General features: G+C 40.6%; 23 protein-coding genes. 8 read left to right on the top strand and 15 right to left on the bottom strand.

Annotation, left to right across the window (positions count from 1 at the left end):
* The 3 genes from ctaD to cyoE form a co-directional block, all read right to left on the bottom strand.
* Positions 1 to 1,854, bottom strand: a complete 1,854-nt coding sequence (gene ctaD, locus ACFO3D_RS02025) for a cytochrome c oxidase subunit I (protein WP_390292924.1) — start codon at positions 1,852 to 1,854, stop codon at positions 1 to 3.
* Positions 1,855 to 1,905: 51 nt separating this feature from the next.
* Complete coding sequence (gene coxB / locus ACFO3D_RS02020) at positions 1,906 to 2,958, bottom strand: cytochrome c oxidase subunit II (protein WP_390292923.1); 1,053 nt, start codon at positions 2,956 to 2,958, stop codon at positions 1,906 to 1,908.
* A gap of 64 nt (positions 2,959 to 3,022) precedes the next feature.
* Positions 3,023 to 3,991, bottom strand: coding sequence for a heme o synthase (gene cyoE / locus ACFO3D_RS02015; protein ID WP_390292922.1), 969 nt, complete (start codon positions 3,989 to 3,991; stop codon positions 3,023 to 3,025).
* 509 nt (positions 3,992 to 4,500) lie between these two features.
* Here cyoE and ACFO3D_RS02010 point away from each other — a divergent pair.
* Entirely contained in the window at positions 4,501 to 5,418 is a 918-nt protein-coding gene (locus tag ACFO3D_RS02010) for a COX15/CtaA family protein (protein ID WP_390292921.1), read from the top strand.
* A gap of 27 nt (positions 5,419 to 5,445) precedes the next feature.
* Here the strand turns inward: ACFO3D_RS02010 and pyc are convergent, their stop codons facing one another.
* From pyc to ACFO3D_RS01995, 3 genes are all read right to left on the bottom strand, one after another.
* Positions 5,446 to 8,889 (bottom strand): pyruvate carboxylase, encoded by a 3,444-nt coding sequence (gene pyc / locus ACFO3D_RS02005; RefSeq protein WP_390292920.1) that lies wholly within the window; start codon positions 8,887 to 8,889, stop codon positions 5,446 to 5,448.
* Positions 8,877 to 10,058: a putative lipid II flippase FtsW gene (gene ftsW / locus ACFO3D_RS02000; protein ID WP_390292919.1), complete on the bottom strand. Its 1,182-nt coding sequence runs from the start codon at positions 10,056 to 10,058 to the stop codon at positions 8,877 to 8,879. Before ftsW ends, pyc begins: the two co-directional genes overlap by 13 nt.
* 172 nt (positions 10,059 to 10,230) lie before the next feature.
* Complete coding sequence (locus ACFO3D_RS01995) at positions 10,231 to 10,512, bottom strand: Fpa/YlaN family protein (protein WP_390293398.1); 282 nt, start codon at positions 10,510 to 10,512, stop codon at positions 10,231 to 10,233.
* Positions 10,513 to 10,679: 167 nt separating this feature from the next.
* Between ACFO3D_RS01995 and ACFO3D_RS01990 the strand changes: the two genes are divergently transcribed.
* Together ACFO3D_RS01990 and ACFO3D_RS01985 are read left to right on the top strand one after the other, a co-directional pair.
* Positions 10,680 to 11,168 carry a hypothetical protein gene (locus tag ACFO3D_RS01990; protein WP_390292918.1) on the top strand — a complete coding sequence of 163 codons (489 nt, stop codon included), beginning with the start codon at positions 10,680 to 10,682 and terminating at the stop codon, positions 11,166 to 11,168.
* Between the two features lie 130 nt (positions 11,169 to 11,298).
* Positions 11,299 to 11,898: a YhcN/YlaJ family sporulation lipoprotein gene (locus ACFO3D_RS01985; RefSeq protein ID WP_390292917.1), complete on the top strand. Its 600-nt coding sequence runs from the start codon at positions 11,299 to 11,301 to the stop codon at positions 11,896 to 11,898.
* Positions 11,899 to 11,941: 43 nt separating this feature from the next.
* Here the strand turns inward: ACFO3D_RS01985 and ACFO3D_RS01980 are convergent, their stop codons facing one another.
* The gene (locus ACFO3D_RS01980; protein WP_390292916.1) at positions 11,942 to 12,235 is read right to left on the bottom strand and encodes a hypothetical protein; all 294 of its coding nucleotides are present in this window, start codon (positions 12,233 to 12,235) and stop codon (positions 11,942 to 11,944) included.
* Positions 12,236 to 12,366: 131 nt separating this feature from the next.
* Here ACFO3D_RS01980 and ACFO3D_RS01975 point away from each other — a divergent pair, with 131 nt between their 5' ends.
* Positions 12,367 to 12,570: a YlaI family protein gene (locus ACFO3D_RS01975; protein WP_390292915.1), complete on the top strand. Its 204-nt coding sequence runs from the start codon at positions 12,367 to 12,369 to the stop codon at positions 12,568 to 12,570.
* 25 nt (positions 12,571 to 12,595) lie between these two features.
* Here ACFO3D_RS01975 and ACFO3D_RS01970 read toward each other — a convergent pair whose 3' ends face one another.
* Entirely contained in the window at positions 12,596 to 12,901 is a 306-nt protein-coding gene (locus ACFO3D_RS01970; RefSeq protein ID WP_390292914.1) for a YlaH-like family protein, read from the bottom strand.
* A gap of 188 nt (positions 12,902 to 13,089) precedes the next feature.
* Between ACFO3D_RS01970 and ACFO3D_RS01965 the strand changes: the two genes are divergently transcribed.
* Complete coding sequence (locus ACFO3D_RS01965; RefSeq protein WP_390292913.1) at positions 13,090 to 13,260, top strand: DUF5325 family protein; 171 nt, start codon at positions 13,090 to 13,092, stop codon at positions 13,258 to 13,260.
* 15 nt (positions 13,261 to 13,275) lie between these two features.
* Here ACFO3D_RS01965 and ACFO3D_RS01960 read toward each other — a convergent pair whose 3' ends face one another.
* Both ACFO3D_RS01960 and ACFO3D_RS01955 read right to left on the bottom strand, forming a co-directional pair.
* Positions 13,276 to 14,085, bottom strand: coding sequence for an inositol monophosphatase family protein (locus tag ACFO3D_RS01960; RefSeq protein ID WP_390292912.1), 810 nt, complete (start codon positions 14,083 to 14,085; stop codon positions 13,276 to 13,278).
* Between the two features lie 671 nt (positions 14,086 to 14,756).
* Positions 14,757 to 14,948, bottom strand: a complete 192-nt coding sequence (locus ACFO3D_RS01955) for a hypothetical protein (RefSeq protein WP_390292911.1) — start codon at positions 14,946 to 14,948, stop codon at positions 14,757 to 14,759.
* Positions 14,949 to 15,157: 209 nt separating this feature from the next.
* Between ACFO3D_RS01955 and ACFO3D_RS01950 the strand changes: the two genes are divergently transcribed.
* Positions 15,158 to 15,778 (top strand): YktB family protein, encoded by a 621-nt coding sequence (locus ACFO3D_RS01950; protein ID WP_390292910.1) that lies wholly within the window; start codon positions 15,158 to 15,160, stop codon positions 15,776 to 15,778.
* 71 nt (positions 15,779 to 15,849) lie between these two features.
* On the opposite strand, the gene ACFO3D_RS01945 is transcribed toward ACFO3D_RS01950, so the two are convergent.
* The 3 genes from ACFO3D_RS01945 to ACFO3D_RS01935 all read right to left on the bottom strand — a co-directional run bounded on the left by ACFO3D_RS01945 (position 15,850) and on the right by ACFO3D_RS01935 (position 17,828).
* Positions 15,850 to 16,407: a hypothetical protein gene (locus tag ACFO3D_RS01945; RefSeq protein WP_390292909.1), complete on the bottom strand. Its 558-nt coding sequence runs from the start codon at positions 16,405 to 16,407 to the stop codon at positions 15,850 to 15,852.
* Positions 16,408 to 16,584: 177 nt separating this feature from the next.
* Positions 16,585 to 16,854 carry a UPF0223 family protein gene (locus ACFO3D_RS01940; protein ID WP_390292908.1) on the bottom strand — a complete coding sequence of 90 codons (270 nt, stop codon included), beginning with the start codon at positions 16,852 to 16,854 and terminating at the stop codon, positions 16,585 to 16,587.
* A gap of 14 nt (positions 16,855 to 16,868) precedes the next feature.
* Entirely contained in the window at positions 16,869 to 17,828 is a 960-nt protein-coding gene (locus ACFO3D_RS01935) for an NAD(P)H-dependent flavin oxidoreductase (protein ID WP_390292907.1), read from the bottom strand.
* A 135-nt stretch (positions 17,829 to 17,963) separates the two neighbouring features.
* Here ACFO3D_RS01935 and ACFO3D_RS01930 point away from each other — a divergent pair, with 135 nt between their 5' ends.
* Positions 17,964 to 19,436: an aminotransferase class I/II-fold pyridoxal phosphate-dependent enzyme gene (locus tag ACFO3D_RS01930; RefSeq protein ID WP_390292906.1), complete on the top strand. Its 1,473-nt coding sequence runs from the start codon at positions 17,964 to 17,966 to the stop codon at positions 19,434 to 19,436.
* Positions 19,437 to 19,523: 87 nt separating this feature from the next.
* On the opposite strand, the gene ACFO3D_RS01925 is transcribed toward ACFO3D_RS01930, so the two are convergent.
* Both ACFO3D_RS01925 and ACFO3D_RS01920 read right to left on the bottom strand, forming a co-directional pair.
* Positions 19,524 to 19,628: a GapA-binding peptide SR1P gene (locus tag ACFO3D_RS01925; RefSeq protein WP_390292905.1), complete on the bottom strand. Its 105-nt coding sequence runs from the start codon at positions 19,626 to 19,628 to the stop codon at positions 19,524 to 19,526.
* A 162-nt stretch (positions 19,629 to 19,790) separates the two neighbouring features.
* On the bottom strand, positions 19,791 to 20,675 hold the full coding sequence (locus ACFO3D_RS01920) for a polysaccharide deacetylase family protein (protein WP_390292904.1): 885 nt from the start codon (positions 20,673 to 20,675) through the stop codon (positions 19,791 to 19,793).
* Between the two features lie 258 nt (positions 20,676 to 20,933).
* Between ACFO3D_RS01920 and ACFO3D_RS01915 the strand changes: the two genes are divergently transcribed.
* Entirely contained in the window at positions 20,934 to 22,484 is a 1,551-nt protein-coding gene (locus ACFO3D_RS01915) for a glycine betaine uptake BCCT transporter (RefSeq protein WP_390292903.1), read from the top strand.
* Positions 22,485 to 22,682 lie beyond the last annotated feature (198 nt).

Raw genomic sequence — 22,682 nt, 5'->3', positions numbered from 1 at the left:
TTAGTCAGCCTCCCTTTCAAGTTCTTCTTTAGTAATGTGATAACCAAGGTCATCTTTCACTGACCTGATTAGCATACATGCCAGCAATATCCCCATACCGCCGAATAGAAGGATATAGGCCCAGTTATAGTTAACCTGATAAATGAAGCCAAATCCTGCAATAAACAGCCCTAGAGACATCATAAACGGCAGGAATGATCCATTCGGCATATGAATATCCCCTACTGGCTCAGCCGGAGTTATCTTACCGTTTCCGTCGGTTTTCTCAATCCACAATGGATCCAGTCCGCGAATCAACGGAGTCTGTTTAAAGTTATAGTGTACAGGTGGTGAAGCTGTTGCCCACTCCAATGTACGGCCATCGAATGGATCGTCTTCAACTTTTTCACCTCTGACCGCTGTAATGACAACATTGGCAAGAAAAAGAATAACCCCAATTGCCATTAGGAATGCACCAATTGTACTGATAAGGTTTCCTGTATCCAATCCTTGACCTTCCAGGAATACCCAGTAACGACGTGGCATACCCATCAGTCCTAGGAAGTGCTGGATGAAGAATGTCAGATGGAACCCGATCAAGAATATCCAAAATGTAATTTTTCCAAGCTTTTCATCAAGTATACGACCAAACATCTTAGGCCACCAGTAGTGTAAACCGGCAAGTATACCGAACAGCGTACCACCAACGATTACATAGTGGAAGTGTGCTACAACAAAATAGGAATCGTGATACTGATAGTCGGCAACTACCGATGCAAGCATAACACCTGTCATACCACCGATAGTAAACGTTGGAATGAAGCCAAGTGACCATAGCATCGCGGAGTTGATTGTAATACTTCCACCCCATAATGTAGCCAGCCAGTTAAATATCTTAATACCCGTCGGTACTGCAATTGCCATGGTTGCTATCGCGAAGATAGAGTTTGCAACTGGACCAAGCCCTACGGTAAACATGTGGTGGGCCCATACCATGAATCCAAGGAATGCGATTAGGATAGTAGCAAACACCATTGCTGTATACCCGAATAAACGTTTTTTAGCAAATGTTGCAATAACCTCACTGAAGATACCAAATGCCGGCAAAATCAGGATATAAACTTCAGGGTGACCAAAAATCCAAAAAATATGCTCCCAGATAATTGCGTTACCACCAAGTGAAACATCAAAGAATGCTGATCCAAACAGACGATCAAACATTAGAAGAAAAAGTCCAATTGTCAGTGCTGGAAAAGCAAATAAAATCAACGTACTTGTTACGAATGTAGTCCAAGTAAACAGTGGCATCCGCATGTAAGTCATTCCTGGAGCACGCATATTAATAATGGTAACCAGAAAGTTGATACCAGCAATTAAAGTACCAGCACCCGAAATCTGCAGTCCCAGTACATAAAAGTCAACCCCATGACCAGGCGAAGTGGTTGATAACGGAGCATACGCTGTCCATCCAGCATCAGGTGCTCCTCCAAGGAACCAACTGCAGTTAAGGATTAATCCGCCAAATAGGAACAACCAAAATCCGAGTGAGTTTAGAAAAGGAAATGCTACGTCCCTTGCACCTATTTGTAATGGAACGACCGCGTTCATCAAGCTAAGTATCAATGGCATGGCTGCAAGGAATATCATTGTAGTCCCATGCATTGTTAATACTTCATTATAAAAACCTGCACTGACGAAATCATTTTCTGGTTTCATCAGTTGAATACGAATTATCATGGCTTCTAAACCGCCAAGCAAGAAGAAAAATCCACCACCGAACAGATATAAATGTGCAATCTTTTTATGATCCACAGTGGTTAAGTAATCCCATAGCACAGCGCCGAAGCCTCTATTTTGAGTAGCTGCTATACTCATGACTTAAACCTCCCTTTAACATCTTCCATCCCTTTTTATATATGTCGAGTCTTACTTACCTGCATCTTCCGGTGTAATTTCAGATGGCTCCAGCTGCAGCAGGTACTCAGCAATCTTGTCCGCTTCTTCTTCTGAAACATCAGGATAGTTACCGGTCATTTTATTGCCAGGTTTAATTTCCTCAGGATCCATAATCCATCTAACCAGGTTTTCCTTTGTAGGCTCAAGAATACCTGCAATTTTTGATCTGCTTCCAAAGTTAGTCAGGTTAGGTCCGACCGCTGCCGGTGATGAACCGATTGCGTGACAGCCCATACAGTTGTTCTCCTGGAACAATGCCTGGCCTTCTTGTGCTACAGCATCCTGTGGCTGGGCTTTAGGATCGACATTCTTCATGTCTTCTACCCACTGGTCAAACTCTTCCTGACTTACTACGACCACTTTGAAGTCCATGAGTGAGTGGGACGGTCCACAAAGCTCAGCACATTTACCCCAGTAAACACCTTCCTCATAAGCTTCAATGAACATGGTGTTCTCATTTTCAGGGTTAACATCCATTTTACCTGAAATACTTGGAACCCAAAATGAGTGGATAACATCTGATGATTTCATGTTCAAGTACACTTTCTCTCCAGCAGGAATATAAAGATCCTGACTAGTTTGAATTTCTTGTCCTTCATAGTTAAAGTGCCACCAGTACTGATTACCTGTCACCTGAATGTTCAAATGATCACTGGCACCTGTTTCGTCTGCAAGATCAAAAGTTGCAGTCACTGTTGGTACCGCAATAATAATCAGCAGAATAATTGGAATAACTGTCCATATTGTTTCCAGGGCCTTGTTTCCTTCAACTTGTTTCGGAATGTAATTTTCCTGTCCCTTTTTCTTACGGTAACGCAGTAATACTGCAGTATAAATAAGCATTACAATAACCAGAACAAACAGCATTACAACAGTTGTCAGAATGATTAGGTCCAAGGCCTTTTCAGCACCATAACCTTTAGGTTCCAGGGCTGTTAAATTTTCCTGTCCACAAGCTGATAAAACAAGTGCTAAAGAACCTAACAGAAACAATCCTTTAAATTTTCCCATCCAACCTTTCATGTATTCATACCTCTCTTTCTCTTTGTAACTTCCTTATATATTAAGTGTATAAGTAAGGACAAGCTTAGCTTAGGGGCAATTCCAGGGTTACTACAACCATCATCAGAAATATGATGGTTAAATAGTTCAAGGAATAAATGAATATCATATTTGCCCATTTTAAATCGTTCTTCATAAAAAATCCGCTGATGCCCATAATCAGCCAGCCAACATTAAGAAGTGTAGCTATTACTAAAAAGGTAGTTCCCAAAGGTGCCAGATAGAATGGCAACGGCAGTAAACATGCAATATATACTACTATCTGCCTTTTTGTTATTTCAAAACCATGTACGACAGGGAGCATAGGTATACCCGCAGCCTTATATTCCTTAGCCTTCTTCATTGCGAGAGCAAGAAAGTGAGGCGTCTGCCAAATGAACATGATCAGAAACAGAACGATAGCCATTACATGAAGGCCCGGGTCAACAGCTGCCCATCCAATAAGTGGTGGAACAGCACCGGAAACGCTTCCGATGGCAGTATTAAGGGTGTATCTGCGTTTTGACCACATCGTGTACAGAACCACGTATGTAAACCATCCTGCTAATGCGATAACTGCAGCTGCAGCAGTTGTCATAAACAGAAGAATTAACCCGATTGCTGTTGAGGCAATCCCCATTATCAGCACTTTGTTGAGTGAGATTCTTCCAGTTACGGTTGGCCTTGTTTTGGTTCTGGTCATTATAGGGTCAATATCCACATCATACCAGTTATTAAGAATACATCCACCTGCAATGACAAGCGCACTACCTCCCATTGTCAGCAAAAATGTTCCCCAGTTAGCTGCAAATGAGGTGTTGGTAAAGTAAAGCGCTAGCCAAAATCCGGCAAATGTTGTAATCAGGTTAGAATTTACGATTCCCACTTTAATCAGCGATTTTAAATCGGCCAGCAGTGAAGTACTAGATGAAGTTACAGGATCTGCAGCCTCATTGCCATCAGTTACAGCCGTTTTACCTATTAAAGGAGAAGAAGTTGTCTCCACTTTGTTCATTTAAGTATATCCCCCCTTCTGATTCCAACAAAAAGGCACATGTTAAATACGAAGCATACTACTTATCATACCTAAGTATTCCCAATAGTATCCTCCATAATTATCCTAATTGTACCACGGAATTGTAATTCATTCTATTTACTGCATATTCCTAGTTCACTTAATCAGGATCAGGCATATCAAATGTGACAGATTTGTGAAAAAAGCCCTTAAAATAAAACGAAAGGCTGTCACAGCCTTTATCATGTAAACAAAAATATGCAGTTTTCCCATGGCATTAGACACAATGGTATGAAGCTTAGCAAATATCCCCTACACTATTTCTAGCAAACAAAGCTCGACAATGCAAGCGTTTTTTATTTTTTTATAGTGAAAATGGTAATAAATCGTGATAACATATCATTTGTGTGTATTTTGCAGTATTATTGCTTTTTAATTGCTTGATAGAATTACTAACTATTATGATAGAAGTGTTATATGTATATCCTACGAGAAGCGAGGCAGTCATAATGATCAGAATTTTAAAGTGGCTCTCTGTAGTTGCTGTGTTGGGAATGGTATTTGTTCTAATGGGAGGATCACTGGTAACAAAGACGGAATCAGGAATGGGTTGCGGAGCCAGTTGGCCATTATGTCATGGACAGGTGCTACCGGATGAGATAACCCCCGAGCTTGTTATTGAATTAAGTCATCGGCTTGTTTCAGGAATAATGGGGGTAGTTGTGTTGTTACTTTCTATTTTAGCCTGGAAATATATCGGCCATGTAAGGGAAGTAAAATTCCTGGCTTTTTTATCCTCATTCTTTCTGATTTTACAGGCTCTAATTGGCGCAGCAGCTGTAGTTTGGAACCAGTCCGATTTTGTGCTGGCGACACATTTTGGTATTTCGCTCATATCCTTTGCAGCATTATTCCTGCTTATGCTGCTGATATTTGAAATAGATAAGAAATTCGATGCAAAGTCATTGATTATCCAAAAGAAACACCGCATAGAAATATATGCACTGAGCATATACACCTTAATGGTAGTTTATACAGGAGCTTTGGTAAGACATGCCCACTCCAGTATGGTATGTGGAGATTGGCCTTTTTGTACAAACAGCGCACCCCTTGCATTCGCTGATTACAGTATTCAGCAGTGGATTCAGATGGGACACAGACTTGCTGCGGGTATTTTGTTTATATGGACATTATTACTTTTTATCCGAATAATACGCAATTATCGGTCAAACAGAGTAATGTTTTGGGGATGGATAACAACTATGATCCTCATTTCATTACAAGTGTTTCTTGGAGCGATGATTATCTTCACAATGCTGAATCTGGGTATTGCGCTATTACATGCCCTGATAATTACTTGCTATTTTGGAATGCTTAGTTATTTTGTGTTACTGTCATCACGAAGTGCCAAATATGAAAAAGGGTAACGGTGGCGATGCCGTTACCCTTTTTCTCTATTCAAATTCAATTAACAGATCATTTACCGTGATAGCTTCTCCGTCTTTTACATGAATATCCTTAATTACCCCTGCATATGGCGCCTGAACAGTTGTCTCCATCTTCATCGCCTCGGTTATCAGCAAATAATCACCTTTTTTGACTTTCTCACCTTTTTCACAAAGGACTTTAACAACCGTGCCTGGCATGGTCGCCCCAATTTGCTTATCATTTCCCTGGTCGATTTTAGGTCGTGTTACAAGATCGGATTTAACATTATCATCACGTACAACCACTTCTCTTGATTGTCCGTTAAGTTCAAAATAGACAACCCTAGTTCCGTCAGAGCGGGCTTCAGAAATGGATACTAGTTTAACAAACAGTGTCTTACCCTGCTCAATTTCCACTTCAATTTCTTCACCAAGCTTCATGCCATAAAAGAACGTAAGGGTATCGAGGACAGACATATCCCCATACTTCTCATAAAAACGATGGTAATCCATAAATACTTTTGGATAAAGCGCGTGCGATATGATATCGAAACTGGTTACCTGACGATCAAGGGTTTTGAACAGTGCTTCCTTCTGTTGCTGAAAATCAATCGGATCAAGCAATTCTCCAGGACGAACTCCAATTGGTTCTTTTCCTTTTAAAATAATCCGTTGCAGCTCCTGCGGGAACCCTTGATACGGCTGCCCGATATAACCCTGAGCAAATTCGATGACAGAATCCGGAAAGTCGATTGATTCCCCGCGTTCGTAGATGTCATCTTCTGTAAGGTCGTTCTGAACCATAAACAGTGTCATATCCCCTACCACTTTCGAGGAAGGCGTAACTTTTACAAGATCACCGAACATGTCATTTACACGACGGAACATTTTTTTAACTTCATTCCAGCGATCTTCCAGTCCAACCGCCTTAGCTTGTTGTTTAAGATTGCTGTATTGTCCGCCTGGCATTTCATGAAAATATATTTCCGTATGCGGAGATTTCATACCACTCTCGAAATCCTGGTAATAATCTCTGATGCCTTCCCAGTAATGGGCAAGTTTTTCATACGAATCAATATTGATATTCGGCTGACGCTCCCGCCCCTCCAACGCATGATATAACGTTTGTGCGCTAGGCTGGGAAGTGAGACCTGCCATTGGACCACAAGCCACATCAACAGCATCTACTCCCGCATCAATCGCTCTTCCATACATATACACACCATTACCACTCGTATCGTGCGTATGGAGGTGTACCGGCAGATCAGTCGATTCTTTCAATGTAGAAATTAGCTGATAGGCTGCTTCCGGTTTAAGCAACCCTGCCATATCTTTGATTCCTAGTATATGGGCACCTTCTTGTTCAAGCTGTTTGGCTAAATTTTTATAGTAATCCAAATCATATTTTGTCCGCCCCACATCTAGAATGTCCCCGGTGTAACACATGGATGCTTCCGCAATTTTATTACTTTCCCGGACTGCCTGGATAGCCGGCCTCATTCCTTCCACCCAGTTTAAGCTGTCAAATATCCGGAAAACGTCGATTCCAGCGGTCGCACTCTTCTCCACAAATTCCCGGATTAAATTATCCGGATAATTCTTGTATCCTACCGCGTTACTGGCCCGAAGCAACATCTGGAAAAGAACATTCGGCATTTTCTCGCGTAATTTAAGCAGCCGCTCCCACGGGTCCTCCTTAAGAAAACGGTATGCCACATCGAACGTGGCCCCACCCCACATTTCCACAGAAAATAACTGTGGAAGCAGTTTTGAGGTTGGTTCTGCTATCTGTAGCAGGTCCTTTGTGCGAACCCGGGTGGCAAGCAATGACTGATGTGCGTCACGGAATGTTGTATCAGTCAGTAGAACATCCTTCTGGTTTTTCATCCAATCGGCCAAATACGCTGGTCCATGCTCATCAAGGATTTGCTTCGTTCCCTTTTCTGTTTCCTGAAGCTTATCTATTTTCGGAATTATAGGCGTAGACAAAGTCGGTTTCTTCTTTTTTGCCATACCTTCGAACCCGTTTATCGTTGTATGACCTATATATGTCAACATCTTCGTTCCGCGGTCTTTTCTTTTAGGGAAAACAAATAATTCTGGTGTTTCATCAATAAAAGTGGTACTGTATTCGCCGGATAAAAAACGGTCATGTAATATTACATTCTCAAGGAACGGTATATTTGTTTTAATTCCACGAATACGGAATTCCTTTAAGTTACGCACCATTTTTTTGGCGGCCTGTTCAAACGTGAGTGCCCAAGTCGAAACTTTGACCAATAAAGAATCATAGTGTGGTGAAATTACGGCTCCCTGAAATCCATTACCTGCATCCAACCGGACACCAAAGCCCCCACCTGTTCGGTAGGCCATGATTTTTCCAGAGTCAGGCATAAAATTATTTAATGGATCTTCAGTTGTTACCCTGGACTGAATGGCAAAACCATGTACAGTAATCTGATTCTGTTTGGGAATTCCAATCGAGTCATCATGGATATTCTGACCCTCTGCAATCTTGATTTGGGTTTGGACGATGTCCACACCAGTTATCATTTCAGTAATGGTATGTTCCACCTGTACACGCGGATTAACCTCTATAAAATAAAATGCGTCATCAGTTACTAAGAATTCAACCGTACCTGCATTTACATAATTAACATTCTTCATCAGATCAACTGCTGCATCGCATATTTCCATCCGGAGGTTATCCGGCAGTGATACACTCGGGGCTATCTCAACAACCTTCTGATGTCGACGCTGGACCGAGCAGTCACGTTCAAACAAATGAACCGTGTTTCCATGCTGGTCACCAATAATTTGGACTTCAATATGCTTCGGGTTCTCAATCAGCTTTTCAACGTAGACCTCTTCACTGCCAAATGCGGCCCTTGCCTCCGACCTTGCACGATCGTAGGCTTCGTCTAAAGAATCCTCATTACGGACAACACGCATTCCGCGGCCTCCGCCTCCTAGAGATGCCTTAATGATAATCGGATAACCGTGTTTTTTACCAAAGTCTTTTATTTCCTCAGCAGACGTTACAGGTCCATCACTTCCCGGTATTACAGGAATTCCTGCTTTCACCGCCTGACTTCTTGCTTTAACCTTGTCACCGAACATATTCAGGTGTTCGCTGGTAGGACCAATGAAGATTATTCCCTCTTCCTCACACCTTCTGGCAAAATGAATATTTTCCGAGAGAAATCCATAACCAGGATGAATCGCATCCACCCCTACATTCTTAGCAAGCTCAATCAGACTTTCAATATCTAGATATGCATCAATCGGCTTCTTTCCTTCGCCAATCAAGTAGGCCTCGTCAGCTTTATAACGATGATATGAGCCGGTATCCTCTTTCGAATAAACTGCAACAGTCCGGATATTCAGTTCGGTACAAGCCCGGAAGACACGAATTGCTATTTCACCCCGGTTTGCAACCAGAACCTTATTAATCTTTTTTACCTCACCCATGTTTTTCCTCCTTTAGTAGTGAATTCCTTTGCCTCATCTTTTTCGTGAGGAACAGCTGGTTCCTGTTCCTGCTGTTTTACGGTTTTTGCAACATTGTTCAGAATCCCCATTGATGCCAGCATGATTACCAGTGATGATCCACCGTAACTGACAAAAGGAAGTGGAACACCTGTGATTGGCAATATTCCACTTATTGCGCCAAGGTTAATGAAGGCTTGAATCCCAATCATGGAAGAAATCCCGATTGCCAGTAATGCCCCGAAACTATCTCGGCACTTTCTGGAAATAAAAAGACCCCTGAGTACGATAATAGCCAACATCCCTATTACAAGTACCACACCTACAAACCCAAGTTCTTCAGCTATAACAGCCATAATGAAATCGGTATGGGGTTCCAGTAAGTATCCCAGTTTTTGTACACTTCCGCCAAGCCCTTCACCAGTCAGGCCACCAACACCTATTGCCAGATACGACTGAATAAGGTGGTAACCGTCATCCTGGGGATCTTCAAATGGCTGGTATGCACCAGCAAACCTGGCTACACGCTCTTCTGTTACCATACTTGGAATTGCAAAAGCTAGTAATGCAACCCCAAGCAGCACTAACATAAAAAGGTGCTTGAAACGGATACCTGAACTGAAAATAACGGAACACGCAATAATAAATATAATCGCTGCAGTACCAACATCAGGCTGCATCATTATAAGTCCAAGTACTAATGCCGTCAGGACTAAGGGCGGTAAAACGCCTTTGTTGAATTCATTGATGTAGGATTGTTTTTTTGAATAGATTGATGCCAGATAAATAATCAGTCCCAATTTTGCAAATTCAGCAGGTTGCATGCTTGCGAAACCGAAATCATACCATGACTTTGCTCCATTGGCCTCCGTACCAAGGAAAAGAACACCTACAAGTAGACCAATTACAATCAGAGTAATAAGTTTCATTAGCTTCTGATAATATTTGTAGGGAAAACTACAGGTTAAGACAAATGCAACCAGCGCGATAGCAAACCATTGAATCTGCTTGATCAAATAGTGGTTGCTTTCATAACCCTCATACACTGCAAGTACCATACTTGCACTGTAGATCATGACAATACCGAACGCAGTAAGCAACAGTGGTGTAAACATCAACGTAAAATCATAATCTTTTAATCTCTTAATCATTATACTTCTCCTCAGCATATGTAATAATTTATAGTGATAAAGAGAAATTTTTAAATAGTATAGCACATATTATGTAATAGTGTAACATATTTCTCTTTTATCAATTCAAAAGTATAAAAAAACTTTGCCATTATCCAAACAGGCAAAGTTTTTACTAGGTTGTCATGTAACGTTACACAGAGTTTTGTGCTGCTTCATGCAATATATTGAGCTGCCTTTCCAAGTTTTCCAATAGAGCTTTACCTTCATTTTCGCTGATCAAGTTCAATCGGACAGCAAAATCAATCTCTCTTGAAAGACCGAACATTTGTGTATCCAAAACCTCTTCATACAGAGGACATTGTGGCATCATCAGGTTTTCAATTTGAACTTCTATTAACTTAAGTATCTTGTCAGCATCAGCCTTTAGAAGGGCATAAGCTTTTTCACGATGAGTTTCGGTCACCTCAGGAATCAAAATGAATCCCCTCCGATTAAAAGACTTTATTCTATTTAATATTATCGTTTCAACGGTGAAAATGCAAATAAATTTAATGAATTTTACAGATAATATTTTTATGGTGAAAAAATTCTGCATGTCTGCTATCCTTGTTAGAGATAAATTGGAGAGGTGGTAGTAAGATGATAGTACCAATAACCGGAAATGTTACATATAGCATAACACTAGATCCGACAGTTTGGATTTTTGATGACAGGAAGGTCCTTTTAGAGGAAGCTTTCTCCGACCAGCTTAACAATCAAGAAGAGGGCGATGAACTGGAAAAAGCTTCACAGCGGTGGAGTCGTGAGGTTTACCAGCAAAAAATCAACCCTCCTGTAAACAAAAGTATCTCTCGATTTGAGCGTGATAAGATACTTGAGAATTCCTATGTAATGCCCATAAATGAGTTTGTAGATCACGCCGAAATAAAAGATGACGCGAAAGATGTTACCCTCCTTTCTGGTTCGGGCGAAACCACAATTTCACTGGAGAATTTAAAAAACAGTTATCTGTTGTTCGCTATTGATGGGAAACCTTTACAAGAAGAAGGTCCTGTACACCTATATTTTCAGGATGGCTCCAATAAAGATAACCCGATCAAAGGGATTGAAAAAATAATTGTTAATTAATTTTTTGAAGCTGCCGGTAAATCGGCAGCTTCTTTTTATGGAAGAAAAACTTTTAACCGTATAATTTGGGATTTTCCACTCAACCTAATAAGACAGTAATCCGTTTTGTCATTTCAAAGGAGGAGTACACATGTTTAAACGGTTTTGGATATTGTCTTTTATGCTTTTACCCATAATAGTAGGCTGTCAGGAAAACAATAATGAACAGTCACTGCCAAGTGAAGAAGAAAACAACAAGTTCATTCAAGTGGAAGATTCCAACCCAAGTAAACAAAAAGAGCTTTCAAATCAGCAAATTGCCGATCACCTTGCTAATGTTGCAAGTGATGTTCCCAATGTAAATGATGCAGCTTCTTTCGTTGCAGGGCCGTACGCTGTTGTGGGAATCGATGTTGATAAGGATCTTGATCGATCTCGTGTAGGTACAATTAAATTCGCTGTCCTTGAAGCACTCCAGCATGACCCATATGGGAAAACTGCGGTCGTAGTGGCTGACGGTGATGTCGTGGAGCGACTTCGCACCATGGGTGAAAAAGCTGATCAGGGACACCCTGTTCAAGGATTTATTGATGAACTAGCAGCAATAGTTGGCAGGTATATACCGGATTTCCCTATTAATGAAGACCGACCACAGGAACAGGATCAGAATAAAGAGGTAATCCCTAAGCAAGAAGAGAATAAGCTAGACCAGCTGGAAGAAGACCAGTCAAACAATCAGAATAAGGAATAAGAGAAAAGGTGCTTCCCACTATATATGAGAAGCACCTTTTCTCTTACATATTCTCTTTTTTATTATTTTTCACTTCATTATAGTACTCTACACCAAATTGGGATCCCTCGGAAACCATTTTGGAGTTCTCAAACTGCTCTGTATCATATTCACTCATCTGATCAGGGATTCCTGCTTCTTCTAATGTATGATCTGAGCTGTTTTTACTCCGGACCTTATCTGAATAATACTTTGCACGTTGTTTTAGCTTACTGCGATTGTTTTCATTACGCAGTAAATATCCTGCAATCCCTGCTCCAGTTGCACCGATAGCTGATGCTATATACCGTTTTCTCATTTAATCACCCTTCCCTAGTTTGAACTTGTGTTATATATTCCCTTCCTATTCTTCCCTGAAACGTGAACTTTCATGTGGGCTCACTACATGCTATACTATTAGGTATAAGCCTAATTGATAGAGGTGAAAAAATGAAAGTTAAATGCGTACTTTGTGATGTTATTGAAGATATAGAAGATTACTCGTTGCAGGCAAAGCGTTTGAGAAACAGAAAAATAAATATGTATCTTTGCGAAGAATGTTATAGCCGTATTGATAGTAATACCAAGAAAAGACATGCCACCGGTGACTTTCAACTATATCGGGAACGCAAAAAGAAAAAAGATTTAATATAAAAAAACTCCCGGTTAGGGAGTTTTTTCATGCTTCTCGTTTCTTTTTCCTGTCCTGATATAGTCTGAAACGATAAACCCCCATCACAAGAGATATCACAATCAGGCTCTCTGTGATAGGATAACCGACAATACTGAAAAAAGTTATAATGATAGAACCAAATGCAAGCAATATGTATACGACAACTGATTTTAAAATAGGTAGTTCCCGAGCAAAACCGAGTTTATATGCAATTGATGCAAAAATAAAATTCAGGAAATAGAAAATTGCCAATTCATGTCCATGAAAGTTGTTGACTAAAAATTCGTATATAGGACTGAAATTCGTATTCATTGGTTAAACTCCCCCACTGCTGTGTGTTAACTAAATTACCTGTTTTTCCTTTTTATAAAAAATCCTCTATCTATCATACTAAAACTTCACGGCACATGCCAGTTTAACATTGAACATCTATTGAATTTTAACTTTGTGTAATAGGAAGATTTACGATATACTTGTTCAGGAAAAAAGAGGTGTACATAATGAAAAATATTAATATTCCCATGTTGCTGTTAGCAACCCTGGTAATCCTAATGTTTATCCTAGTTGGGATAGCCATTGCATTCCGTAATGTTTGGTTTGTTCTATTATTTATTATATTGGGATTTGCATTTATGGGATACGGGCTTTCACTCAAACGTAAAAAGAAGTGACTCTGAAAAACAGAGTCACTTCTTTCCTTTTTCCATATAATCATTAACAATTTGTTCCTTAAGTGAAGGATTACATGTCAATACAGAACTTTTTTCCAGCAGATTGAGTTCGTCACCATGGATGGTTGATGTTACACCGCCGACTTCATTGACAATTATGATACCGGCAGCTATATCCCATGGAGACAAGCTCATCGTTAAGTATCCATCGATAATTCCTTCAGCAAGAAAAGAGAACTCCAGTGCCGCTGATCCATAAGTCCGTGTTCCCCTGATTGTCCTGACGAAATCCTGCATTACCTGTTCATCAACCAGACGATTTTCACAGAGCCAGAAATGATTAAGGCTTACGATCGACTCTTCCAACTTCTTTTCTCCCTGTAAATTCTCAAGCTTCACATTATTTTTATAAGCACCTGCTCCACGTTTAGCAGTATACAGGTTATCGTTCATAACATCATAAATAAGGCCGATTTCGCCGATTCCGTCATAATAAATGCCGAGAGAAATGGCAAAATTACGTTTTTGATGCACAAAATTCATTGTTCCGTCAATCGGATCGAGAATCCATACCGTTCCTCCAAGCGATTCCAGTTCGTCACCATAACCTTCTTCACTTAATACATAATGTTCAGGATAATTCTTTTTAATTCGAGTAACAAAAAAGTCCTCTGTATTCTTGTCCATTGTGGTAACTAGATCATTAGGATTCGACTTTGTGTTTATCTCAAGTGGCTCATTAATCTTTTCTCGTATTGTGGCTCCTGCTTCCAGGACCCATTCCTTTGCCTGTTTATATATTGTTTCCCGTTGTTCCTGGTTCATATGTAGGCCTCCATTTTCTGCTTGACTGTTTCTATGATATCAAATGGAAAGGATAGAATCATTTATGAGACATTCCCACGAGCTTTGTTCATAAATTCGGATGCTCCTGACATACGTAATTGATATCAAATGCGACGTAGTGAATTTCGGACGTGTTAGGCAATCGCTTCAGCAATACATTTCTCTTTCACAACTCCGGGTGCAAGTCCAACATCTGTTCAAGCTAAAGCTTTCACAGTGTTTCCTTTGCCGTTGGACTCACCACGAGCCTCCTCGCTCGCATAGACCGCTCACTGCCGGGTCTCTTAGGCTCGTTGTTCCACAGGAGTCTATGCGAATTGCTTACGCTTGGTGTCCATTACTTATAGGGGTTTGAGTGTATTTCTAACGTGCTTTCACTGAATTCTACATGAATCTCCTTATCTAACTTAACGTTGATTGGAGCGTAAGGCAGTCGACTCCTGCGGGAAAAGCACGAGTCTGAAGACCCCGCAGCGGTGGTTTTCCGTGAGGAGACTGAAGCCGTGCCCGCGGAAAGCGACTGCCTGAAGCGAAAATCAACCGTGCTGTTACGTCGCAGTTTATAGATTTTGTGTTAAACCAAAAATATAACGACCCCAAATTTTGTCCATATGTTTTGGACATATGTAACTTGGGGTCATTATCCGGTATTATTCACTTTCGATTTCCTGTAACTGGAGACGTAATTGTTCCAGGCGCTCTTTGGATTTTATCTTTTGAATTTTATCGTTCGCCTGCATTGCATCGAATAAGGTCATTAATTCATAGTCAATCTCCATTCGAATAACCGGAAGTTTTTCCTTTGCTTCTTTTCGTCGCAGCGCCTCCATTACATATTTCATAGATTCCACAACCTTTCAGTTGGCTTATATTATATATATGACACCAGATTCCTTTTTGTTCATAGTGCTTTATCAGTTATTTACTGTTACATTCCCCTATGCCAAGTCGCTTTAAACCTTTCTGACGGGATATAGCTTGACTGATTGGTATATTTGCTTAATAATAATTATTATAATCTAATACAGAACCAGCAGAAGGGATGAGTAATGTGGAATTCAATGGGTTTACTGAAGACGACTTTAAAACATTTGAAATAGAAGGTCTGGACCAGCGGATGGACGCTATAAGAGAAAGAATCCAGCCTAAGTTTAAAGCAATTGGTGACGCGCTTGCTGATGATATATCCGAGCTTACTGGCAATGAGATGCATATACATATTGCCCAGCATATGCGAAGAACGAAGAACCCTCCTAAGGATACTTGGATGGCTTTCTGTCATAATAAACGCGGCTATAAAAAACACCCGCATTTCCAAATTGGGTTGTTTGATGACCACCTGTTTATCTGGCTAGCTTATATCTATGAACTTCCGGAAAAACAAGAAATAGCTAGCAGGTTTTTAAACCACCTGGACGACATTAAAGCGTCAGTTCCGGATGATTACGTGGTCTCCCTGGATCATACAAAGAAAGAGGCGACAAAAATGAAGGACGTTGACCTGGAACAGGCGCTAACCAGGTTTAAGAATGTTAAAAAGGCTGAATTTCTAGTTGGCCGGCACATACAGCCGGACAGTCCACTGTTAAAAGACGGGAATGCTTTTTTGAAAGAAGTAAAAGTAACATACAGTAAGTTAACCCCTTTATATAAAGTCTCCATGAATACATGAGAGAAAGTTATAAATTTCTACCACGTTAACTCCCACAGAGGACTTCCATTATTAGGAAGTCCTCTGGTTTATTATCTTAGTTGTAAGGTGTCCGATAAACCACTATCAGTTAATAATTGAAACAAACTTATTTTACCACCCTCGGTGAACTTGGCTTCCCCTTTAATTTCGAAGACTTTTCCCTTATTCTGTAACTCCACTATTGTAATGAAATCATATCTGTTTTCATAATCCTCTAACTGCTCGATATTAATACTTTCAACTTTTATCCTTTCTCCGCCAAGCGGCTGAAAGCTTGTCGCATATATCGTTAAATATTCATGAAACATATACTCAGTGAAATGGGTACGATACATTTCTTCTAGAAATAAATCCAGTTCAGTTGGTTTTTGTGGTTGTTTTATTTCAGGGTCCTCACCAATAATTGTTGCATTTTCGCGTTTCGTTAGTAGTTTGGTTAATTCGTCATCCGGCCCTGCTGTAAATGTATTTTTTAATACTGTTTCTAATGTAGTTATGTTCATATCCTTTGACTCTGGGTAGTTCGAAGTGCAACCGACAATGACTAAAAATACTCCTAACACCGGTAAAATAGTAATAATTCGAGTGATAGTCATAAAACATTTCACACAATCACCTCCAGTTATTAAGTTATACGAAATAATAACCAAAAGGTTTTAACTTTTACCAACTTTTATTAAAAGAAATCCTATGTCCCTATCTGAAAGAAGCAATGGCCCTGCATACATTCCCTAATCTTTTATTAAAATTCCAATGAAAAAAGACCTCGCACTTGAGGTCTTTTTCTAATCCATCTTGATTTTTTCCTGATCTTGCTCTCTGGCTTTCTTTACAACCGGATAGCATGCATAGCCGGATGCATTTTTAAATTCTGCGAACAATGCCTTCTCTTCGCTTTTCGAAGGAACAATCTGCTTAAATCTTGTATAGGCAGCCAAAAGGTCCTTTCTGCTTACCTGTTGTTCATATGCACGTTCAACCGTCGAAAAAAAGTTCACTACATCTATAATTTCTTGTTTTGACCAAGTTTCATCCAATGGATAATGATAACTCATGGTGCGTTGTCACCTCACTCTGTCCATTTTCCCGCAATTTGAGAACATTCTTTAACCATTCCACCGATCAGTTCTTTAACAGAGGGAATGTTATTGATTCTTGCCGCCCCCTGGCCAGCCCAACCGAATCCTTCATCCGCACTGCCCTTATATATATATTTCTTGTTAGCTTCCCCACTTATGTATGTTTTAAGGGATTCATATCCTCCCTGCTGTTCCTCAATCTGAAGAATTTTATCTGTCCATGGATTTTTTAACGCTCTGGCGGGTGTACCAAGTGACCTTTTAATAACTACTGTTGAATTTTCGTCAGCATCCACTATTGCCTGCTTATAATCCATATGGGCGTCGACACATTCCTTGGTGGCAATGAACCTTGTCCCCATTTCGATCCCTTCCGCACCAAGCGCCAGGGCTGCCATCATACTGCGACCATCGACGATTCCGCCTGATGCTAGTACTGGTATGGAAACCGAATCCACTACCTGCGGGGTCAATACAAATGTTCCTACGTCCCCGCGTCCAAGGTGTCCGCCGCCTTCTTGCCCAACAACCATGACCGCATCGGCGCCCAGTTCTTCAGCCTTCTCAGCTTGTCTGCGTGCAGCCACAAGTACTAGTTTCTTGATTGGATGGTCCTTGACTAAGTCCAAAACCCCCTTAGGATTACCACCCGTAACAGATATAACTGGTACTTCTTCCTCAACTGCGACCTTAACCATATGTTCATATGGTCTGCCATGCTGCCCTATTGCAAAATTCACTCCAAACGGCTTATCGGTCAGTGATTTCACTTTCCTGATTTCACTCCGCAGCTCGTCCGGTCCTGGCAGGCTCATAGCTGTTACCTGTCCTAACCCTCCCGCATTGGAAACAGCGGCGGCAAGATCAGCATACGCCAGATAAGCAAGCCCTCCCTGTATGATTGGATATTCAATATTTAATAATTCAGTAACACGTGTCTTCCAATTCACCAGCTCCACCCCTTTTCTTTTTATCGTATCACTTTCGCTCTGTATATGGCTACTTTCGTATATAATAACTAGCTTAGGAAATATAAATTTGCTATAATTCAGTCGTTATTCTCTATACCACACCGAGGTGATTTTTTGAAATCGCAAAATAGCACACCATTATTCAGTGGGTTGATTGAGCATGCCAAAAAGAAACCAACCCAGTTTCATATACCTGGCCATAAACAAGGACGAGCAGCAGATCCGGCGTTCCGTGAATTCCTTGGAGATAATTTATTTTCAATTGACCTCATTAATATTGAGCCGCTTGATGACCTTCACCACCCACACGGGATGATTAAAGAGGCACAGGAACTAGCCGCTGAAGCATTTGGGGCAGACCAGACATTTTTTTCTGTACAAGGGACTAGCGGTGCCATAATGACAATGGTATTAAGTGTCTGTGCACCTGGGGAAAAAATTATTGTACCGCGCAATGTCCATAAATCAGTAACTTCTGCGATTATATTTGCTGGAGCCGTACCTGTTTTTGTTCACCCAGTACTTGATGAAGACCTGGGAATTTCACATGGTATTACTCCTACTGCTGTGAAGCATGCGTTGGAGGCACATCCAGATGCAAAAGCAGTTCTGGTCATTAACCCAACGTATTTCGGCGTTGCCGGAGATCTTGAGAAAATTGTGGAGACCTCTCACCAATATGATGTTCCTGTCCTGGTGGATGAGGCACATGGCGTACATATCCACTTCCATGAACGGCTGCCATTATCGGCTATGCAGGCTGGAGCTGACCTAGCAGCAACTAGTGTCCATAAACTGGGCGGATCACTCACTCAGAGTTCAGTCCTCAACTTAAAAGGGAGAAGAGTTTCCAGTGAACGGGTCCAGACTGTTCTTTCAATGTTGACAACCACTTCCACATCCTATATCCTGCTCGCCTCCCTCGATGTGGCTCGGAAACAGCTTGCAATACATGGAAAACAGTTGATGGAAAAAGCGATCTGCCTTTCAGATACCGCCCGTAAAAAGATTAATACGCTAGAGTATATCCATTGTATCGGAGAAGAAGTGATTCGAAGTGAAGCAACATTCGATTACGACCCAACCAAACTTATCATATCGGTAAAAGAACTAGGAATTTCCGGCTATGACGCTGAAGTATGGCTCCGTGAGAAGGCTGGAATAGAGGTTGAGCTTTCTGATCTGTATAACATTTTGTGCATTGTAACTCCCGGAGATAATGAGCAGACAATTTCACAGCTAGTGACAGCATTAAGTTCACTTGTACAGGAGAAAAAGTCTTTTGCCGCAAAAAAAGAAATTAACGTTACCATTCCTGATATACCTCTATTGGCGCTTATTCCTCGTGATGCTTTTTACGCGGACACGGAGGTTATACCGTTTAGAAAGGCTGCTGGCAGGATCAGCGCTGAATCCATAATGGTATATCCCCCTGGAATTCCAATCTTTATTCCGGGTGAGATTATCACGGAAGAAAATATTGCTTATATCTATAAAAATCTACAGGCAGGACTTCCTGTTCAAGGGCTGCAAGATGAAACGCTGAATACTATCCATGTTATAAAAGAACACAAGCCTTTTAGGTAAAACTCTATTACTGCTAAAAATTTATTTTCATATATTAAAAAAGCTGCATGGACGCTATGCAGCTTTTTTCAATGTATCACTGTAAAATTATTTTGAATTGCAAGTCGGACACTTTCCGTACAGAGTGGTCACTTTTTCATCATCGTAATGCTCTACAACTTTTTGACAGTCCTGACAAATGATTGTACCCATATGATCCAACTCCTTTAAGATAAATTATGTTACTGTAAAAATAGTATAGTATATCACATTAAAGATTACAACCCTTAATTAGTATAACATATTTATTTAAATGTTATTTTGTGCATAAGAAAACGGCCAGTATCATTAACTGACCGCATTGATAATACGTACTTATTGTATTGTTTTAATAAGTTTGGGATCGACTATACTGTAGCCACTCTCACGAAGACCATTTATAATGTCATCTAGCGCGGTGGCGGTCCATTCCCTGTCGTGCATGAGTAGGTTGGCTCCTGGTTTTAGCAGGCTGTATCCAACTCCTACTTCAGGTCCCTTCCCTGTTACCATGGCCTCGGTAAGTTTTTCAGCATTCATATAAGGTTTAAAATAATCATAACCATAAGTCCAATTCATAACTACCATACCGTTTTCTCGAGCAACCTGCTTAGAGTATTCGGTATTGGCGCCATTTGGGGCCCTAAAAAAAACAGGACGCTCGCCTATAATTTCTTCAACTTTATCACTTAGACTGACTATTTGCTCTTTCTGTTCCTGTTTTGATAAATCAGGAAGAAATGCATGGTCAAACGTGTGGTTTCCAATCATAAACCCCATATTGTGGATTTGTTTAAGAATTTCTTTTTCTTCTGGAGTATCAAGAAAGTGCCCATTAACAAAGAAAATTGCATTCGCGTTCATTCTTTTAAGTGTCTTTGCCATTTCCAGCGAGTATGTATGTGGGGCATCGTCAATTGTAAGAAGAGCAACCTTCTCAGATACTTTCTCGTTTAACGGAATTACTGATGAAGTTTCATCATTAATTTTGTAGGCTTTTTCTTTATTTTCAGGTTCACTGACCTCTGGTTCATCTTTCTCCACTGCGTTTTCATCAGAAAGTTTCTTTTCTTTCTCATCTTCATGTCCTAACGGTTCACTGTCGTTTTCCGGCTTTTTTTGCTCTGTGTCCGACTCTCCTGTATTCTTCTCTGCATTTCCGACATTGCATGCCGTAAGAAAGACTGCCAGCAGTATTAACAGCCATATATTTTTCCCCAATGCTGTCCCCCCAGTTGTAATAATATGACAACTACATTATATCCTATCAGACGGTTTGTTGGCTATATCTTCTTAAATAATTGTTTAGTTTTATCTTTGGCGGGAAAGAGATTTATTGAGAATGATAAATGGTTATAGGGACACAATATTACCACTAAATTTTATCATTTGAACTTTAAAAAGGTCTATGTTTTAATATTACACTGTGCTAATTACAATCTGAATTCTTAACTTTGATACATAGAAAGGAGCAGTTATATGAAAAAAGTAACACGCGTATTTTATATCTCATCAATCGTTGCAATACTTTTCGTATTATGGGGACTTATCCCTGCAGATGTATGGCCTAACGCGAACCTTGACACTGTGACAACCGCAATCCAAGGCTATATCGTCGAGAAGTTTGGCTGGTTCTATTTAATCAGCGCGACAGGGTTTCTCGGATTTGCCATTTATCTCATATTTTCCAAATACGGTAATATAAAATTGGGAAAGCCTGGGGAAAAGCCGGAATACTCCTATTTAACCTGGTTTGCAATGTTATTCAGTGCAGGTATGGGTATCGGTCTTGTTTTCTGGGGAGCGGCTGAGCCACTATCCCACTATCATACACCCCCTTTTGGGGAGCCAGGATCAGAAGAAGCAGCAAAAACGGCAGTACGTTACAGCTTCTTCCACTGGGGACTGCATCCATGGGCAATATATGCAACCATCGCACTTGCCTTGGCATATTTTAAATTCAGACGACAGGCACCCGGTTTAGTCAGTTCGATACTGAAACCATTATTTGGTCCGAAAATCAGAGGTGGCTGGGGTACACTAGTCGACTTCATCGTTGTATTTGCAACCATATTTGGAGTAGCAACTTCACTCGGATTTGGGGCAATCCAAATAGCTGGTGGTTTTTCATATGTGTTTGGTTTCGATCCAACATTCACACTCCAGTTTGTGATAATTCTAATTGTCACTGTATTGTATATGTTATCTGCAATGACAGGATTAAACAAAGGGATTAAATATTTAAGTAACACAAATATTGTTCTTGCAATTGCATTAATGTTATTCCTGTTGTTTACCGGGCCAACAACCTACATTATGAATTTGTTCACGACCACTTTTGGAAGCTATATACAGAACTTTCCGGGTATGAGTTTTAGAATGACTCCGTTCAATACAGAAGATAGCTGGATCCAAGACTGGACGATCTTCTATTGGGCATGGTGGATTGCATGGGCACCATTTGTTGGTACATTTATCGCCCGTGTTTCCAAAGGCCGTACAATAAGAGAATTTGTTCTTGGTGTTCTGCTGGTTCCAACCATTTTTGGTGCTCTTTGGTTCTCCGTATTTGGTGGATCAGCACTTAACCTCGAGCACTTCCAGGATGCTGGCCTTCAGCAACTAATTAGTGAATACGGTGGCACAGAGGTTGCACTGTTTGCGGTCCTTGAACAATTTCCGCTTGGCACTGTGATGTCAATAATAGCTATCCTACTGATTAGCACATTCTTTATAACATCAGCAGACTCAGCAACATTTGTGCTAGGGATGCAAACGACTGGCGGAAGTTTATACCCACCTAATATAGTAAAGTTCATATGGGGTATTCTCCAATCAGGTGCTGCTGCAGTATTATTATGGCAAGGCGGACTAGGAGCGTTGCAGACAGCCTCCATTATTGCGGCCTTCCCGTTCACCATTATAATGATATTGGTGGTAATCTCGCTAGTTAAAGCCTTTAAAGAAGAAAGTAAAGAGCTTGACTTAAGAAAAAGAAGACAAAAGGATACAACTACTACTAAGAAATAAAAAATGGGCTGTTCCATAAAGTCTTGCACTTATGGAACAGCCCTTTTCCTATAGCTTAGAAAATTTTCTCTCATAGAACAAAAGCGCAAGCGCCCTGCTTATCACCGTATGCCCTGCGCCCCGTCAAACGGGGTGGGTCGACGTTGCCACGCAAAGTGGCGGTGTTAGTCGATCTACTTTTATGAGATAAAGGAAACA

It is taken from the genome of Virgibacillus kekensis (assembly GCF_042654125.1).
Taxonomy (GTDB): domain Bacteria; phylum Bacillota; class Bacilli; order Bacillales; family Amphibacillaceae; genus Lentibacillus; species Lentibacillus kekensis.
Note: the sequence above shows the minus strand (reverse complement) of the source record. Positions and strands in the feature narration are given on the sequence as shown.

Bases quoted from the DNA above. Each gene is read 5' to 3' on its own strand.
- ACFO3D_RS01955 (WP_390292911.1), bottom strand. From the start codon at position 14,948: ATGAAATATGTAATGGAGGCGCTGCGACGAAAAGAAGCAAAGGAAAAA.
- ACFO3D_RS01975 (WP_390292915.1), top strand. From the start codon at position 12,367: ATGAAAGTTAAATGCGTACTTTGTGATGTTATTGAAGATATAGAAGAT.
- ACFO3D_RS01925 (WP_390292905.1), bottom strand. From the start codon at position 19,628: ATGGGTACAATCATTTGTCAGGACTGTCAAAAAGTTGTAGAGCATTAC.
- pyc (WP_390292920.1), bottom strand. From the start codon at position 8,889: ATGGGTGAGGTAAAAAAGATTAATAAGGTTCTGGTTGCAAACCGGGGT.
- ftsW (WP_390292919.1), bottom strand. From the start codon at position 10,058: ATGATTAAGAGATTAAAAGATTATGATTTTACGTTGATGTTTACACCA.
- ACFO3D_RS01985 (WP_390292917.1), top strand. From the start codon at position 11,299: ATGTTTAAACGGTTTTGGATATTGTCTTTTATGCTTTTACCCATAATA.
- ACFO3D_RS01915 (WP_390292903.1), top strand. From the start codon at position 20,934: ATGAAAAAAGTAACACGCGTATTTTATATCTCATCAATCGTTGCAATA.
- ACFO3D_RS01990 (WP_390292918.1), top strand. From the start codon at position 10,680: ATGATAGTACCAATAACCGGAAATGTTACATATAGCATAACACTAGAT.
- cyoE (WP_390292922.1), bottom strand. From the start codon at position 3,991: ATGAACAAAGTGGAGACAACTTCTTCTCCTTTAATAGGTAAAACGGCT.
- ACFO3D_RS01940 (WP_390292908.1), bottom strand. From the start codon at position 16,854: ATGAGTTATCATTATCCATTGGATGAAACTTGGTCAAAACAAGAAATT.
- ACFO3D_RS01980 (WP_390292916.1), bottom strand. From the start codon at position 12,235: ATGAGAAAACGGTATATAGCATCAGCTATCGGTGCAACTGGAGCAGGG.
- ACFO3D_RS01960 (WP_390292912.1), bottom strand. From the start codon at position 14,085: ATGAACCAGGAACAACGGGAAACAATATATAAACAGGCAAAGGAATGG.
- coxB (WP_390292923.1), bottom strand. From the start codon at position 2,958: ATGAAAGGTTGGATGGGAAAATTTAAAGGATTGTTTCTGTTAGGTTCT.
- ACFO3D_RS01970 (WP_390292914.1), bottom strand. From the start codon at position 12,901: ATGAATACGAATTTCAGTCCTATATACGAATTTTTAGTCAACAACTTT.
- ACFO3D_RS01965 (WP_390292913.1), top strand. From the start codon at position 13,090: ATGAAAAATATTAATATTCCCATGTTGCTGTTAGCAACCCTGGTAATC.
- ACFO3D_RS02010 (WP_390292921.1), top strand. From the start codon at position 4,501: ATGATCAGAATTTTAAAGTGGCTCTCTGTAGTTGCTGTGTTGGGAATG.
- ctaD (WP_390292924.1), bottom strand. From the start codon at position 1,854: ATGAGTATAGCAGCTACTCAAAATAGAGGCTTCGGCGCTGTGCTATGG.